19 protein-coding genes are annotated in these 15,690 nt (G+C 46.6%); 17 read left to right on the top strand and 2 right to left on the bottom strand.

Going from position 1 to position 15,690, the window contains the following annotated elements; genetic code table 11:
• Positions 1 to 388: 388 nt before the first annotated feature.
• The gene (locus tag PKH29_07565; protein HNX14697.1) at positions 389 to 1,591 is read right to left on the bottom strand and encodes an acetate kinase; all 1,203 of its coding nucleotides are present in this window, start codon (positions 1,589 to 1,591) and stop codon (positions 389 to 391) included.
• A 192-nt stretch (positions 1,592 to 1,783) separates the two neighbouring features.
• Here PKH29_07565 and murC point away from each other — a divergent pair, with 192 nt between their 5' ends.
• Positions 1,784 to 3,175 carry a UDP-N-acetylmuramate--L-alanine ligase gene (gene murC, locus PKH29_07560; protein HNX14696.1) on the top strand — a complete coding sequence of 464 codons (1,392 nt, stop codon included), beginning with the start codon at positions 1,784 to 1,786 and terminating at the stop codon, positions 3,173 to 3,175.
• Between the two features lie 4 nt (positions 3,176 to 3,179).
• Here the strand turns inward: murC and PKH29_07555 are convergent, their stop codons facing one another.
• Positions 3,180 to 3,659 carry a cob(I)yrinic acid a,c-diamide adenosyltransferase gene (locus PKH29_07555; protein ID HNX14695.1) on the bottom strand — a complete coding sequence of 160 codons (480 nt, stop codon included), beginning with the start codon at positions 3,657 to 3,659 and terminating at the stop codon, positions 3,180 to 3,182.
• Between the two features lie 104 nt (positions 3,660 to 3,763).
• Between PKH29_07555 and PKH29_07550 the strand changes: the two genes are divergently transcribed.
• The 16 genes from PKH29_07550 (at position 3,764) to PKH29_07475 (ending at position 15,688) form a co-directional block, all read left to right on the top strand.
• Positions 3,764 to 4,696 (top strand): ATPase, T2SS/T4P/T4SS family, encoded by a 933-nt coding sequence (locus tag PKH29_07550; protein HNX14694.1) that lies wholly within the window; start codon positions 3,764 to 3,766, stop codon positions 4,694 to 4,696.
• On the top strand, positions 4,697 to 5,197 hold the full coding sequence (locus PKH29_07545) for a stage III sporulation protein AB (GenBank protein HNX14693.1): 501 nt from the start codon (positions 4,697 to 4,699) through the stop codon (positions 5,195 to 5,197). It abuts the gene before it with no gap.
• A gap of 45 nt (positions 5,198 to 5,242) precedes the next feature.
• Positions 5,243 to 5,437, top strand: coding sequence for a stage III sporulation protein AC (gene spoIIIAC / locus PKH29_07540; protein ID HNX14692.1), 195 nt, complete (start codon positions 5,243 to 5,245; stop codon positions 5,435 to 5,437).
• Complete coding sequence (locus PKH29_07535; protein ID HNX14691.1) at positions 5,434 to 5,826, top strand: SpoIIIAC/SpoIIIAD family protein; 393 nt, start codon at positions 5,434 to 5,436, stop codon at positions 5,824 to 5,826. Before spoIIIAC ends, PKH29_07535 begins: the two co-directional genes overlap by 4 nt.
• Entirely contained in the window at positions 5,823 to 6,992 is a 1,170-nt protein-coding gene (locus PKH29_07530; protein ID HNX14690.1) for a hypothetical protein, read from the top strand. The genes PKH29_07535 and PKH29_07530 overlap by 4 nt, the downstream gene beginning before the upstream one ends.
• 4 nt (positions 6,993 to 6,996) lie before the next feature.
• Positions 6,997 to 7,422, top strand: coding sequence for a hypothetical protein (locus PKH29_07525; GenBank protein HNX14689.1), 426 nt, complete (start codon positions 6,997 to 6,999; stop codon positions 7,420 to 7,422).
• 10 nt (positions 7,423 to 7,432) lie between these two features.
• Complete coding sequence (locus PKH29_07520) at positions 7,433 to 7,858, top strand: hypothetical protein (protein ID HNX14688.1); 426 nt, start codon at positions 7,433 to 7,435, stop codon at positions 7,856 to 7,858.
• 13 nt (positions 7,859 to 7,871) lie between these two features.
• Entirely contained in the window at positions 7,872 to 8,414 is a 543-nt protein-coding gene (locus PKH29_07515) for a SpoIIIAH-like family protein (protein ID HNX14687.1), read from the top strand.
• Between the two features lie 191 nt (positions 8,415 to 8,605).
• Positions 8,606 to 9,040, top strand: a complete 435-nt coding sequence (gene nusB, locus PKH29_07510; protein ID HNX14686.1) for a transcription antitermination factor NusB — start codon at positions 8,606 to 8,608, stop codon at positions 9,038 to 9,040.
• Positions 9,030 to 9,980 carry a peptidase M22 gene (locus tag PKH29_07505; protein ID HNX14685.1) on the top strand — a complete coding sequence of 317 codons (951 nt, stop codon included), beginning with the start codon at positions 9,030 to 9,032 and terminating at the stop codon, positions 9,978 to 9,980. Before nusB ends, PKH29_07505 begins: the two co-directional genes overlap by 11 nt.
• Positions 9,977 to 11,104, top strand: a complete 1,128-nt coding sequence (gene xseA / locus PKH29_07500; GenBank protein ID HNX14684.1) for an exodeoxyribonuclease VII large subunit — start codon at positions 9,977 to 9,979, stop codon at positions 11,102 to 11,104. The genes PKH29_07505 and xseA overlap by 4 nt, the downstream gene beginning before the upstream one ends.
• 21 nt (positions 11,105 to 11,125) lie before the next feature.
• Positions 11,126 to 11,329 (top strand): exodeoxyribonuclease VII small subunit, encoded by a 204-nt coding sequence (xseB, locus tag PKH29_07495; GenBank protein HNX14683.1) that lies wholly within the window; start codon positions 11,126 to 11,128, stop codon positions 11,327 to 11,329.
• 100 nt (positions 11,330 to 11,429) lie between these two features.
• Positions 11,430 to 12,209, top strand: a complete 780-nt coding sequence (locus tag PKH29_07490; GenBank protein ID HNX14682.1) for a polyprenyl synthetase family protein — start codon at positions 11,430 to 11,432, stop codon at positions 12,207 to 12,209.
• A 19-nt stretch (positions 12,210 to 12,228) separates the two neighbouring features.
• Entirely contained in the window at positions 12,229 to 14,058 is a 1,830-nt protein-coding gene (dxs, locus tag PKH29_07485; GenBank protein ID HNX14681.1) for a 1-deoxy-D-xylulose-5-phosphate synthase, read from the top strand.
• Complete coding sequence (locus tag PKH29_07480; protein HNX14680.1) at positions 14,055 to 14,858, top strand: TlyA family RNA methyltransferase; 804 nt, start codon at positions 14,055 to 14,057, stop codon at positions 14,856 to 14,858. The genes dxs and PKH29_07480 overlap by 4 nt, the downstream gene beginning before the upstream one ends.
• Positions 14,855 to 15,688, top strand: a complete 834-nt coding sequence (locus PKH29_07475; protein ID HNX14679.1) for an NAD(+)/NADH kinase — start codon at positions 14,855 to 14,857, stop codon at positions 15,686 to 15,688. The genes PKH29_07480 and PKH29_07475 overlap by 4 nt, the downstream gene beginning before the upstream one ends.
• The last annotated feature ends 2 nt before the right edge of the window (positions 15,689 to 15,690 follow it).

The following is a 15,690-nucleotide window of genomic DNA, read 5'->3' as shown; positions in this document are numbered from 1 at the left end:
TTATTTAATATCGCAGTACTTAATTTTCTTTATTCGATATTTGATGTATTAAATTTGTACCAAAAATTTATAACGAATGCCGAAAAATGTATCTTTCTTTTTTGAATATAGCTGGCTTATGCTTACAAACAATCAACCCGTATCAATTCATAGAATTATAAAAATTAAAAACAAAGATAAATTGCTACACGAGCAATGGCTGTTCGAAGATCATCAATTGACAAAAGTGGATGAGCCGGAAATCATGAAAAGGTTGATTTGTTTATGCGTGATTTTCAAAAACAATTCTGTGAAAATTGTCATATATAAAATAAAACAACTTTATATTTACTAATAAAAATAAAAAAGGCACACCTTAGGTGCGCCTTTTGCATATCAAATTTATTGTTTATTTCCCGAAAGCTACTTTTTCAATCTCGAATGCGATTTGTAGTTCCTCGTTGGTCGGGATGATGTACACCGGAATCTTGGCGTCCGGCGCTGAGATATTGGCTTCTTTACCGTTCATCTTTTCGTTTAAAATTGGATCGATCTTGATGCCGAACCGTTCCAAACCCGTGCATGCGCCTGCGCGCAGCATCGGGGAGCGTTCGCCGATTCCCGCAGTGAAGACGACTGCGTCCAAACCGCCCATTTCAAACGCATAAGAGCCGATCAGCTTTTTGACGTGATACCGTTGGATGTCGTTTGCAAGTTTCGCTCTTTCATTGCCGGCCAGTTCCGCTTCTTCAAGCTCGCGGCTGTCGCTGCTGATGCCCGAAACGCCCTGCAAGCCGCTTTTTTTATTGACCAGCGTGTTCAGGTCGGCCACCGACATCTTCTCTTTCTGGGCGATATAAAACAGCGCCAAAGGGTCGATCATGCCGCAGCGGGTGCCCATCAGAATGCCGTCGCAGGTGCCGAAACCCATTGAAATATCAACGGATTTGCCGCCGTCGACCGCGCAGATCGAAGCGCCGTTGCCGATGTGACAGGTGACGATCTTAGTGTCTTTAGGGGCCTTACCGAGCAACTGAGCTGCGCGGTTCGCGACATATTGGTGCGAAATGCCGTGAAAGCCCATTTTGCGGACAGCATATTTTTCGTAATATTCATACGGAATACCGTAAATCGCATGTGCCATCGGCATGGTCTGATGGAAGGAAGTGTCGAACACACAGACCTGGGGGACATCCTTTCCGAACATCTGAATGCAGGCACGCACGGTGTTGGCCTCGGCGGGATTGTGCAGCGGCGCATATTCCGCATATTTATCGATGGTTGCGATGACTTTATCATCGGCGAGCACCGATTTCACCAGCTCCATGCCGCCGAAGACGATCCGGTGGCCAACCGCTTTGATATCTTTAATCGAATTGATCACTTTTGTTTCGCCGCAAGTGACCAACTCAACCACCTTTTTAAAAGTAGTCATGTGGTCGGACAGGGAAGTTTCAATGGCTAATTTTTTGCCGTCGGGAAATTTATATTTGATGCGGCCGTCGATACCGATACGTTCGCAATTGATCTCGGCGAGCACGCTGCGGGTATCCATCTCAATCAGTTGGCTTTTCAGAGACGAACTCCCTGCGTTAATCACAAAAAAAATCATGAATATACCCTCCAAAAATTCATAGACATCATTGTCACGGTATTTGATAATACCATAATGGAAAGATTTTTGCAATACAAAAGACTTATAAAAATACGTAAATTCGAATATTAAAAGGCGCAATCAAATGCAGGTGCATATTGAAAAATGTTCGTCTGTATACTATAATTATTGCAATGTTTTTCCTCGGTTATGTTATTTTTGGGAGTGAGTGAGATTTACAGATTTGATGCGTTAAAAGCGCATAAGATTCATTTCATCGGTATCGGCGGCAGCGGGATGTATCCGCTGTCGCAAATTTTATACAGCGAAGGATATCAAATCACCGGCTCGGACAACAACCCGTCGCCCACGGTAGACGCCGTCCGCAAGATGGGTATCCCGGTGGTGCTCGGGCATTTTCCTGAAAATATCGTTGACTGCGAATTGGTCGTCTATACTGCCGCGCTGCTCGAAGATAACCCGGAACTTGTCACAGCTAAGGCCAAAGGTATACCGACGATGACGCGCGCGCAGTTGCTGGGGATCGTCGCAAATTCTTATGAAAAGGCAGTCGGCGTCTGCGGAACGCACGGAAAAACCACTTCGACTTCCATGCTGACCGAGGTTTTTCTCAAAGCCGGAAAAGACCCGTCAGCGGTCATCGGCGGGAAACTGGCCTCAATCGGCGGCAGCGGCAGGGTCGGGGAAAGCGAATTCATGACCTGCGAAGCCGACGAGTTCCGCGACACATTCTTGAATATCTATCCGGCTTATTCGTTGATTTTGAATGTCGACGAGGATCATCTCGAATATTTTAAAAACCTCGACAACATCATTAAATCGTTTGCACAGTTCGCTAATCAGACTAAAAAGATGGTCATCGCCAACGGCGACGACAAAAACACGCTGAAAGCAGTGGAATTTTGCAAAACCGACGTGGTTTTGTTCGGAACCACCGCCGGATGTCGCTATCAAGCCAAAAACATTATTGAAAACGGTCCGTATTTCTCCTATGAGTTTGATATCGACGGAGTGACTGCCGGAAATATCGAATTAAAAATCCCCGGAAAGCATAATGTGATGAACTCCCTCGGGGTACTTGCTGCTGCCGATCAGTGCGGAGTCGAACTTCAAGCGGCAATTCAAGCGGTCAATGAGTTTCACGGAGCTGGCAGGCGTTTTGAGATGATTGGAAAGTTTAACGGCTTTACACTCGCCGATGACTACGCGCACAATCCCACAGAGCTCGCTGCCACAATCAACGCCGCAAAACTGACCGGACACAAGCGTATTATCGCGGTATTTCAGCCTGTGACTTTTTCACGTACTAAACTGATGCTCGACGGACTCGCCGACTCCCTGAACATGGCCGATCAGACCATTTTGCTGCCGATCATGGGTGCAAGAGAAATCAACACCTACGGTATTTCGTCTTCGGATTTGGCCGTAAAGATTAAAAACTGCGTCTTAGCCGACGATTTCGAGTCTGCGGCTAAGGCAATCAAAGAAAATGCCGAACCCGACGATTTGGTTATGACGTTCGGCTGCGGCGATGTCTATAAAGTGATTCCATATTTGAAAGAACTAGTGATTCCCGATTAAAAGGTTATTTTACTCTTGTGAAGTTATAAATCTCATTCGAAAGATCAGCCATTTTGGCACTCGCGTATGTTCCCGTGACCAGCACATCGAGATGTTCCGGCCTGGCAGTCAGCCAGTCGGTTAAAATTCCTTCATACAGCACACCGAACGCGGTTGCGTCGGAGATCCCATCGAATATTACCAAATCAAAGCCGCCGAAAACGGCTTTATTTGTTGCTGTCTCGAAATAATCGGTGTTGTCAAGCAGCGCAATACGCCGCTTTTCATCAGTCATCTCGGCATAATTCTGACCGGTCGGATGCGAGGGCTGAAAGACCCGCAATTTCGGGTTATCGATGCCTGTAAAAGTATTATACTTTCCGGAGTTTGAGAAATCGGTGTAGAGCACTTTCTTCCCGGAAAGGGAATAGGCGTCCGCAATTCCGCAAACTGCGACGTCCATGGCATGGGTTCCGCCGTAATATAAGATGATTTTATTTTCCATAAAACGCCGCCTCCGTTACTTGATAGGTAAATTCTATCATATTCCGGTTAAAAAATAAAGCGCATATCAACCGTGAGACAAGCATACGCTTTGTTGAAACGGAGGTGGGGAACACGGATGCCTTTGAAAGCGCATCGGCGGCGCTCGGAGAGCCGTTTTACCGAATGCTTTCCGCTGTCGGACATACTCAGCGATACCGTGCGACCGAGATCACATTGCGCAAAGATCGTTGTTTTTGTGTTAACAGCGAATGCGAGACTGTATTTTTTGGGAAGACCGGTAATCTGTGCGCAGATACCGCTTTTCAATTGTATAAACCCACCGCCGCTGAAATGGAAGAATGTCTTTTACGGCTTTGCGATTATTCTGTTCAGACCCACCGCGACCAACTTTTGCAAGGTTATATCACGGTCAAAGGCGGACACCGCGCTGGCATCTGCGGAAACGCGGTCAAAGACGCGGCGGGGAAAATCATCAACTTCAACGAAATTTCAACCATCCGCCTTCGCATCGCAAGAAACCTCGTAGGGGTCGCCGACCAGTTGAAATCTCATTTTTTGGCCTCGAATTCGGACACGCTCCGTTCGCTTTTAATCGCAGGAGCGCCCGGAACCGGGAAGACGACGCTTCTTCGGGACATGGCGAATGCGCTATCTAGCGCCCGATACGGAAGATTTTTCGCAGTTACAGCAGCCGACGAACGCGGGGAGCTCTCGCCGGAAGGGGTTTGCTGCGATGTCATTCGCGGAATGCCAAAAGCAGAGGCCATCTTACTCGCGGTGCGCAATCTCCGCCCAGAAGCGGTGCTCTGTGATGAGATCGGCACCGCCGCCGAGGTAATTGCCCTGACAGAAGCCGTTAACAGCGGCGTCGCGGTGTATGCCTCGATTCACGCGGGAAGCGCCGAGGAATTGCTGTCGAAACCGCAAATTCGCATTTTATCTGAAAACCGAGTGTTTTCCAAAGCGGTTCTCCTGTACGGATATGGCCAAAGCGGTTATCGGTTTGAATGTGTCAACACGGAAGCGGTGAGTTAAATGCGGCTTGCTGCAGCGCTTATGGTTTGTTTCGCGTCAATTTTGATCGGGTTTTCACAGGCGGCCCGCCTGAAAAAGCGAAAATCCGCTCTGGAGGAGTTACAACGCGTTCTGATTGAAATAAAAGGTCTGCTGCACTACGAAAATGCTTCCACAGATGTAATTTTCAACCGAATCGAACAGCTTCACCTGACGCATCTCGGCATCTTTTTTTCAAAATGGAAGATTATGTCCAAACATTCCGATCCCTCAGCCGCTTTGGCAGCTGCGATATCTGAACTGCCGGAATATTTATTAAAAAAAGACCGAGAGCTATTTTTAAAATTAGGCGGGTTTTTAGGGCGCAGTGACGCACAGACGCAGATTGAATTATGCGAACAATTACTGGAAAAATGCGGTGTTTTACTCGATGAATACAAACACGACCGTGGAAATTTAGCGGGGCTTTATCAAAAACTCGGCGTTCTGATCGGGATTGCCGCAGCCATTTTAATATTATAACTACATAAAACGGTTTAAGATTATAAACGGGAAGGGAATTCAATGCTGGACATCAACTTTATTTTCAAGGTTGCGGCAATCGGCATTATCGTAGCGGTGCTCCATCAAATTCTCACGCGTTCCGGGCGCGAAGAACAGGCGATGCTGACCACGCTGGCGGGTCTGATCGTGGTGCTGACGATGATCGTCTATGAAATCAGCAATCTTTTCCGCACGATCAAATCACTGTTCGGTTTATGAGTATCGACATCATCACGGTTGCGCTGCTCGGCATGGCAACAGCGGTAATTTGTGTGATTCTAAAACAGTACAAGCCCGAATTCAGCGCCGCATTAGCCATCGGATTTTCAGTAATTTTACTGTTATATCTGCTCTCAAAAATTAATCCGATTGTAAAAGCGTTGGAGACATTGGCTACTCAAAGCGGTATTCCTACCGAATTTTTTTCCGCAGTCACAAAAGCGCTCGGTATCAGCATTTTAGTCGGGCTTTCCTGTGACAGTTGCACTGACGCCGGTCAAAATTCCCTTGCTTCAAACATCGAACTCGCCGGAAAAATTGCCATCGTTCTGCTTTGTATTCCCTTAATCGGTGAGATTGTGGAAGTGGTGAAAAAACTGCTGGTATGAAATTAATCACAAGTAGACGAAAAAAGTGGGAGGCAGCGTTTGCTTTAAGCCTCTTAATCGCCGTAAGTATATTTTGCTTTACGGCTAATGCTCTGACTGATGAGGAATATAACCAACTGGTTGACGAGCAGCTGACCGAATTCGGAGCGGATGAGGTCGAGCAGATGCCCGACGACCAGACAAAAGCGCTGCTTGATCAAATGGGGCTCGGCGAAATCAATCCCACGGAATTTATGGAGCTCCAACCCGGGAGCATAGCCGATATCATTTTGGCTTTGACAAAGAAAAGTTATCCCGCTCCGCTTGCCGCCGGTTTTGCTGTATGCGCGGTTTTATTGATCGGGCAGATGATGAACGGATTGCGGCTTGAAAATCGTCCGGGATTCGAAAAAGCATATCAGTATTTTGCCGTCGTTGCGGCGGCTTCGGCGATTTTAATTCCGCTCGTCAGTCAACTCACAAAATCGTTCAGGCAAATTGAAGAAGCATCGGTTTTTATGACCGGATTTGTTCCGGTGTTTACGGCAGCGGTGTCCGCTTCAGGGCAGCCGATCTCAGCCACGGTCTCAGCCGCAACCTTGCTTGCTGCAGCTGAAATCGTTGTTTGGCTTGTCAGGACTGCCGTGCTTCCGGTTTGCGGAATCTTTGCGGCATTCGGCGTGGTCAGCGGCATCACAGACAGCGCCGATCTCGAAAAACTGTCGGGATTTTTTAAAGGGTTGGTCGTATGGCTGCTCGGTGCCGCAGTCACGGTTTTGGTCGGATTGATGTCCTTGAAATCCTATCTGACCACCGCTGCCGACTCCGTGACAATCCGAACGTTGAAGATGCTGGTCTCGGGCTCGGTACCCCTTGTGGGCGGCGGGTTATCGGATGCGGTTTCCTCGGTAGTCTCGTGCTTTTCTGTCATTAAAAACACCTTCGGTTTTTTCGGTGTTGCCGCCGTGATTCTGTGTTTTTTGCCGGAGATCGTCACAGTTGCGCTTTGGAAATTGGCTGTGGGACTTTGTTCCGCATTGGCGTCCTCAACCGATCAAAAAGGTGTCGCAAAGCTGCTGAAAACCCTCGGCGATATGCTGTCGATTGTGATTGCGACCATGGTTTTGACAGCACTCGTCTTTATTGTGGGAATTACGGTCATGATGAAGACCTACGGAGGCATATAAATATATGTTGAGAAACTGGGTTATCGGCCTTTGCGCCGGAGGGATTTTTTGCTCGATCATTCAATTGCTCTCGCCCACCAAACGCACCGAACGGATCATGAAGTTTGCCTGCTGCTTGTTGTTTTGTCTGTGTTTTTGTTTGCCGTTGATCGGCGCAAAACTGCCGAAAGTCGATTTCAAAGTGCCGAAACTCACAAGTTCACCTGCCGAATATTCCTACGGTGAATTAAACGGCGGCGTGGAGTTTTTGATTATGAAAAAACTAACCTCCGCAGGTGTAAAGGCAAAAAGCGTGACAGTGGATGTGAAAAGCGAAAATCCCAAAGCGGTGGTGGAAATCAGCCGATCGCAATCGACGGCGTTTATTTTAATCGAGAACTGCATCAAAGAAAACTTCGGACTCGAAACGCAGATTATCTTATCGGATTGAGGTGATATATTTGTTTGTCATAGATAAATTCACGGAGAGCTTCGGAAAAAATAAAAAGCTGCAAACAACCGTCATTATCTTGTTGGTGGCAGCAGTGATCCTGCTTGTGTTCTCCGAAGTAATAAAAACGGCTTCGGAAAATGCGCAGACCGATACTTTCTCGGAATATACGCAGACACTCGAGCATAAAGTTAGTGACTTGCTCAGCCGAGTCGACGGTGTCGGCCGCATCGATGTGGTCATCACGCTGCAGACGAACGCCGGCTTGAACACGAGTGCCGTCACGGCGGCCGCAGAACCCAAGATCAGGGGTGTCGTGATTCTCTGCGACGGCGGAGACGACATCAAAACGGTTGCCAAAATCACCGAGATCGTGTCCGCGGCTTTCAATATCGGCTACAATCAAATCTACATCACAAAAATGAGCAGCGAATAGGAGGCAATTTTCAATGAAAAACGGAAAGCGGCAGATTATTCTGGCGGCCTTGGTGGTGGCGTTGGGAGTGACGGTATATCTCAGCTGGGTATTCGGCAATCAAGCGCCTTTAACCGATACAACCGGCGCAACCAATCTGAGCGATATCATTGACGTCGGGAACACCAACATTGAAGGTGTAGAAGGCATTCTGACAGAAAATGCCGAGAAGTATTTTACAACCGCCCGCCTTTCACGCCAGAAGACGCGGGATGAAGCGATTCAAACAATGCAAGATACGATTAATAACGCTACCGATGAAGATGTCAAAATGACCGTGGCTCAATCGGTGTTGGTCATGGCTGATAATATCGAAGCTGAGGGGCGAATCGAAAATCTCGTAATGGCAAAGGGCTTTGCCGACTGCATGGCCTACATCAATGACGGAACTGTCAGTGTTGTGGTGGCGGCGGGAGAAGATGGTTTAACCGCAGCTCAGGCGGCGCAGATTCAAGATATCACTGTCACAGAAAGCGGTGCAGACGTCGAAAATATAAGAATCATCGAAATGAAGTAAAAGCACTTGTTATATTTTTCTATCTGTTTATTCCGAAATCACATTCTCTCTACGTTTAAATATCGAATTTTCAGGGTGAAGTGAGAATTTTGATTGATATAGCCGCTTTTCTGTGGTATAATGACCACGCAAAAGCGGCTGTTTTTGTAATAAAATGAAAAAATAAACAAGTCGGAAAGAAAGATTTTAGTATGAACCGAAAAGAATCCAGAGAAGCCGGATTTTTGATTGTATTTGAACAATCCTTTACCGAAGAGACTGTCGAATCCATCGTTGAATTGGCGAGGGAGCATCGAGAGTTCAAATATGATGATTACTCGTTTGAATTAGCAAAAGGTGTCGCCGTAAACCGAGCGGAAATAGATAAGTATATCTCTGAAAATCTGAAAGACTGGACTTTGAAACGCATTTCCAAGGTCGCCCATGCGATTTTACTCTGCTGTATTTACGAGTTTAAATTCGGGAATATTCCCGTGGAAGTTGCGATCAACGAAGCAGTTGAATTATCGAAAAAGTATTCGCTGCCCGAAGACACTAAATTTATCAACGGTATTCTCGGCTCGATTTCTCGCGCTGATAAAAGCGAGAAGGAAGTACCCGTCGAAACCAAACAAGATGAAAAATAAGACCGATTCAATATTGGCATTTGATACCAGCAATTACACAACCTCTGCCGCAATACTCAGAAGCGGCTTTGAAACAAACCGAAACGGTATTGTTCAAAGCCGGCTTTTACTACCGGTCAAAGAGGGCGATAAAGGTTTACGCCAAAGCGATGCGGTATTTTTGCATATAAAGCACTTACCCGCAGTGATTGAAAAACTCGGAGTCATTTCAAACATTGATGCAATTGGGTATAGCTCTGCGCCGAGAGACTGTAACGGCTCTTATATGCCGTGTTTTAAAGTCGGCGAAGCGATGGCAAAGTCAATGGCTTCGGTTCTCGGGGTGCCGTTGCATGCCTTTTCACATCAGGCGGGGCATATCGCTGCCGCTGTTTTCGGATTGGACATACTGTCGCTTTTATCAGAAAAATTTTATGCGTTTCATCTATCCGGCGGCACGCTCGAGTGCGTTTTTGTTCGTCCGGATAAGGATAAAATCATCTCCTGCGAGCTCATCGGGGGCACCGCGGATATCAGCGCAGGGCAGGCAATCGATCGGATAGGTGTAATGCTCGGTTTTAAATTCCCCTGCGGGCCGGTGCTTGAAAAGCTCGCTTTAAAAAGCAGTCGTACTTTCAATAGGAAAGCGCCGATCAAAGACGGCAGGATCTGTTTGTCCGGTCTTGAAAATTTATGCAGAGAATTGTATAATAAAGAGCGTCCGGAAGATATTGCGAGGTTTTGTCTGGACTATATCGGTTCAAGTGTTGCGCAGTTGTCGAAAGAATTGACGAAAACTAATGAGGACGCAAAAATTGTTTATTGCGGTGGCGTAGCGGCTAATACTCTCATTCGGGAAAAACTCGTTTGCGAGCGGGCTCTGTTTGCTCCGGTTGAGTTATGTACCGACAACGCAGTCGGAACCGCTGTTCTAACCGCTATGAAGGAGGGTGTTCTGTGAGTATTACTTTAACTGTTACACAACTAAACTCCTATCTCAAAGCCGTCTTGGACAGCGATGATCTGCTTCGAAATATCTTCGTGACCGGCGAAATTTCAAACTTCACACAGCATTTTAAAACAGGACATCTCTATTTTACTCTTAAAGACAGAAACAGTACCATTAAATGCGTGATGTTTGCTCCGGCATCAAAAAGATTGATGTTTGCGCCTTGTGATGGGCTTGCGGTTATTGTAAGCGGCAGAATTTCACTGTTTGAGCGAGACTCCAACTGCCAAATCTATGTTGAAAATATCGCCCCGAACGGTACAGGTGCAGCCAAAGAAGCGTTAAAAAAACTCTTTAAAAAACTGAATGCCGAACATATGTTTGATGAGTCAAAAAAACTGCCACTGCCGAAATATCCGAATAAAGCGGCGGTGATCACCTCGGCTTCTGGAGCCGCTTATCACGATGTCGTCTCGGTCTGGAAACGCCGTTGGCCGCTCTGTGACCTCGAATTGGTTCCGGCAGCGGTTCAGGGGGATCAAGCGGTTTCACAAATCCGTGCCGCTCTTAATAAGCTGCAAAATTCCGATCCCGAAGTAATTTTGTTAACTCGCGGCGGCGGCTCGGATGAAGACCTTTGGATTTTCAACGACGAAGAGTTGGTACGCACAGTCGCTTCGAGCAAGATTCCGGTCGTCAGCGCTGTCGGCCATGATATTGATTACACACTGTGCGATATGGCGGCCTCATTTCGCGCCGCAACCCCTACCGCAGCAGCCGAACTTGTTTTTCCCGATTGGCGTGAGATTTATCGCATCGTTGAAACGGTTTCATCGGAGACAACGAGACTGGTTTATGCATTGATTGACGATTATGAATGCAGGACAAGCATTGACTTAAACGCTGCTTTGAAAGCATTATTAATTGTCAAACAGCAGCAGTGGATTAGACAATGTGAAAAACTTGAGGCCTTGTCGCCTATTTCAACGCTGCTGCGCGGATATTCCATCGCATTTTCGGACGGCACGGCGGTTCAAAACGCAAAAGAACTTCGGAGAAAGAAAGAATTTGATCTGAAATTTTATGACGGTGAAGTGCCGTGCCGGGTAAGATCAGATAAAAACTCTCTTTTATAAACAAAGGGACGGTTATAAAAAATGAGCGAAAGAAAATTCAACTTCGAAGAAGCTTTAGTACGTCTCGAAGAAATCAATAAATTGCTTTCTGAGGGCAATATAACTCTTGATAAGGGCGTCTCGCTCTACGAGGAAGGTGCAAAACTTGCCGTTGCGTGCAAAGAAGCGCTCGAATCAGCCAAAGAACGTATAGCAAAACTGGAGCAGTACAATGACAGAAGATAGATTTATCAGGGATTTAAAAATTAGAACGGAAAAGGCAGATCGGGCAGTATTAAGTTATCTTCCCAAGCCGGAAAGGTTTAATAAAACAACTGTTGACGCCATGTTATATAGTGTGGGAAACGGCGGGAAAAGGCTGCGTCCGCTGTTGATGATCGAGTTTTTCAAACTTAATAGAAATGACGAAGACTTGATTTATCCTTTCGCCGCAGCTTTGGAGTATATCCATTCCTATTCGCTTATCCACGACGATTTACCCTGTATGGACAACAGTGACCTTCGGCGCGGAAAGCCTTCGACTCACAAGCAATTTGGCGAGTGGCAGGCATTATTGGCCGGAGACGGTTTGTTGAATTACGCCATTGAGACTATTTTGAACCATACAAATTATTCTAAAATTCCGGTAGAGACAGCATTAATTTGTTTAAAAGAACTTTTAATTGCATCCGGGATCAATGGTATGGTGGGCGGCCAGAACCTCGACCTGGAGAGCGAGGGAAAGAGCTTGAATATCGACGAGTTGACTTTACTGCAAAGCAAAAAGACGGGGGCAATCATTAAAGCGGCAGGCAGAATCGGCGTTATCGCATCGGGCGGAGGCGGAAAAACGCTCCGTCTAGCTGACGAGTACTGTGAAAATTTAGGCCGTATGTTTCAAATGACAGACGATATATTGGACGTCTGCGGAAATGAGAGGTTACTTGGTAAACCGACAAACGGGGACTGCAGTCATAATAAATCCACATTTGTTAGTGAACTTGGTCTTGAAAAAGCGAAGAAAATTACGGGTGAACTGGCTGAGAAGGCCATCAAAGCCGCTAAGATGCTTCAAAACGATTTTCTCGGCGACCTCGCAAACTTTCTGCTTACCCGGAATAAATGATAAGGAAAATGTAATAAATATGCTGCCCGAAGGAATTCTATCAAAAATTAACAGCCCATCCGATCTAAAGCCGCTTAATAAAAAGCAGCTTGAGGATTTGTGCGGCGAAATCCGCAGTGAGATCATGGAAGTCGTCTCGAAGAACGGGGGTCATCTGGCTTCAAATTTGGGTACAATCGAATTAACCTGCTGCCTTGAAAAGGTGTTTTGCAATCAAGAAGATCGTATCATTTTCGATGTCGGACACCAGTGCTATACCCATAAACTGCTCACCGGCAGAAAAGAACGCTTTTGCACCCTGCGAAAAGAAGACGGCATTTCCGGCTTTATGCGCCCGACTGAGAGCAAATATGATGCGGTTGTCACCGGCCACAGCAGCACGGCTCTTTCTTCCGCACTCGGTTTATCGGCTGCCAAACATCTTCGCGGTGAGAGTGGGCAGGTGGTTGCTGTCATCGGAGATGGTGCAATGACCGGTGGGGTTTTTTACGAAGCACTCAACAACGCGGCACAGTCGGCGAACAAAGTCGTAATTGTTATCAATGACAACGAGATGTCGATATCTAAAAACATCGGCGGGATGGCCAAACACCTTGCAGCTTTGACATCAAGGCGCAGTTATTTCAATTTCAAGGATTTTGTGGAACGCTTTTTAAAAGGAGTCCCTTTGATTGGTAAAGGATTATTCAAATTCGCGGTGCATACCAGAGATTTTTTTAAACGCATCATCACACGCAGCACCATTTTTTCGGATTTTGGCCTCAAATACATCGGACCTGTGGACGGGCACGACGTCGATCAGCTTTTAACCGTTTTCGAACGTGCAAAAAAACTCGATGCCTCGGTTGTAGTACATTGCATAACTATAAAGGGAAAAGGCTTTACGGTTGCGGAAGACAATCCTACTAAATACCATTCGACTGCGCCGTTTATCATTGAAAACGGTGCTGCGATTAAACCGCCCCAGTTGGACTTTTCCGCCGCTTTTGGCGAAACCGTCTGCCAGCTCGCCGGTAAAGACAACCGCATCTGCGCAGTCACGGCTTCGATGTGCACCGGAACAGGGCTTCTGGAATTTTCGAAAAAATATCCCGACCGTTTTTATGATGTCGGAATTGCGGAACAACATGCAGTCACATTTTGCGCGGGACTCGCCGCCGGCGGTATGATTCCTGTATTGGCGGTTTATTCGACTTTCCTGCAGCGGGGATACGACCAACTCATTCATGATGTCGCAATCGCCGGTCTGCATGTTATTTTTTGCATCGACAGAGCGGGATTGGTCGGAGTCGATGGGGAGACGCATCAAGGCCTGTTCGACGTCGCTTATTTTAACAGCATACCCGGATTTACGGTTTATTCGCCCTCGGATTTCAGCGAATTGCAATATTGCCTGAAACAGGCGGTTGATATCTCAGGGCCGGTGGTCATTCGCTATCCCAGAGGCATTCAAAAAATCAACGAGCACGAAGAAGAATTGCGCAAAAACAGCCTTCTCGCAATCGGTTATGGCCGAGTCGGCGTCAATGTGATCAACGCATGCCGGGGAATCGCCACAGCAATAAAACTGGTGCGGATAAAACCCATCGAGGAAGAGGCGATTGATAAAGCCCTGAATTATTCGCAAATACTGTTTTTCGAAGAAGCTGTTCACGCGGGCTCAGTCGGTGAAGAGTTTTTGTGGCAAATGCAGCAGCAGGGTTTTCGGGGCAATTTTCAACAAATCTGTGTTCCAGACGGTTTTGTCACCCATGCCAGCATTTCAAGCCAGCTGAAACGATTCGGCCTTGATGAGGAAAGCATTCGTCGTCGGCTTATAGAAACGTTAGACAGCGGTGACGCGGGATGAGAGCTGATGTTTTATTGATTCAAAAAGGATTTGCTCCGAGCCGTCAAAAGGCACAGGAATTGATCAAATCAGGGAATGCATATGCAAACGGGAAAATTGTTGCAAAACCGTCCCAGGAACTCGCCGAGGACAGCGAAATCATATGCGAGGGTAGAATCGAATTCGTCGGCAGAGGAGGATACAAGCTCAAAGCTGCCCTTGATGCTTTTCAAATCGACGTCACAGGACTCACCGCTGCGGATATCGGCGCAAGCACCGGCGGATTCTGCGACTGCATGCTGCAAGAGGGTATTAAGAAAATTTACGCAGTCGACGTTGGCCATAACCAGCTCGCACCTTCGATCGGATCCGATCAGCGCATAGTATCTTTGGAGGGTGTTAATGCAAAGGAATTAGATGTAAAATTGTTCAATGGAAAAGTGGACTTTCTGACGGCGGACCTCTCTTTCATATCTGTGACGATTTTATTCGACAAATTTCGAGAAGTGTTGAAAGATGATGCCGGGGCTGTTATACTGATAAAGCCACAGTTCGAAGCGGGAAAGAGCCATATCGGAAAAAACGGAATCGTTAAAGACCCTAAAGTACATCTGAGTGTTTTGAAAAATGCAGTAAACAGAGCACAAAAAAGTGGATTTTCGGTCTGCGGGCTCACTTATTCCCCCATAACGGGAGGGGATGGGAATATTGAATTTTTATTGTATCTTAGAGTCATGGGTGCCGAACTTACCGGCATAGATCGAACCATTGAAAGAGTTGTTGAAGAAGCTCACAACAAAGGAAAGGATGATGTCACATGAAAATCGCCATGCTGCCGTCCATCGTTTGCGATTCAAGCATTCCTGCGGTAACCAAAATATGCCTTTTTTTAAAATCAAAAGGCGTTGAAATTGTGATGTTTGATAAGTACCGGGGTTATGGCGATATCTGCGTCTATACCGGTGATTTTTACGGAATGATCGCAAGCTGTGACATCGTCGCTGCGGTCGGAGGTGATGGCGTTATGCTTCATGCAGCAAAACACGCTGCGCAGTATGGCAAACCGGTACTTTCCGTTAACTGCGGGCGGATGGGGTACTTAGCGTCAATTGAAGCCTCGGAACTCGATCTGCTTGATCGGGTCGTTACCGGAAATTACAACATATTGAAGCGCCGGATGCTTTCGGTATTACATGAAAATAAGAATGGAATCAAAGAATATTTTGCTCTTAACGACGCTGTGCTCGGCAGCGGCAATATTGCAAAAACTGTAGAGATCGAAGTCTTTTGCGACGGGAGAACCGTGATGAAGATCAAAGGAGACGGCACGATCTTCTCAACACCGACAGGCTCCACTGCATATGCGTTTTCCGCCGGCGGCCCCGTGATCGATCCCCTCATCGACTGCATATCATTGACGCCGGTTTGTCCGCACTCTTTTTCCGGAAGAACTCTCGTTTTTTCATCGCCGGTAGAACTAACCTCAAAAGTCCGCCGAGGGGACGTTTTTTTGACTGTTGACGGGGAAGAGGGCATCATATTCGAAAAGGATGACATTTTGCATATCAAAAATTCTGATAAAACCGTGAAATTTATCACTTTAAAAGATAAGAACTTTTTTGATGTATTCCGTGAAAAGATCAGTGAATAAAG

This window comes from Oscillospiraceae bacterium (assembly GCA_035353335.1).
GTDB lineage: Bacteria > Bacillota > Clostridia > Oscillospirales > JAKOTC01 > DAOPZJ01.
The sequence above is the reverse complement of the archived record's forward strand: the minus strand, read 5'-3'. Positions and strand labels throughout refer to the sequence as shown.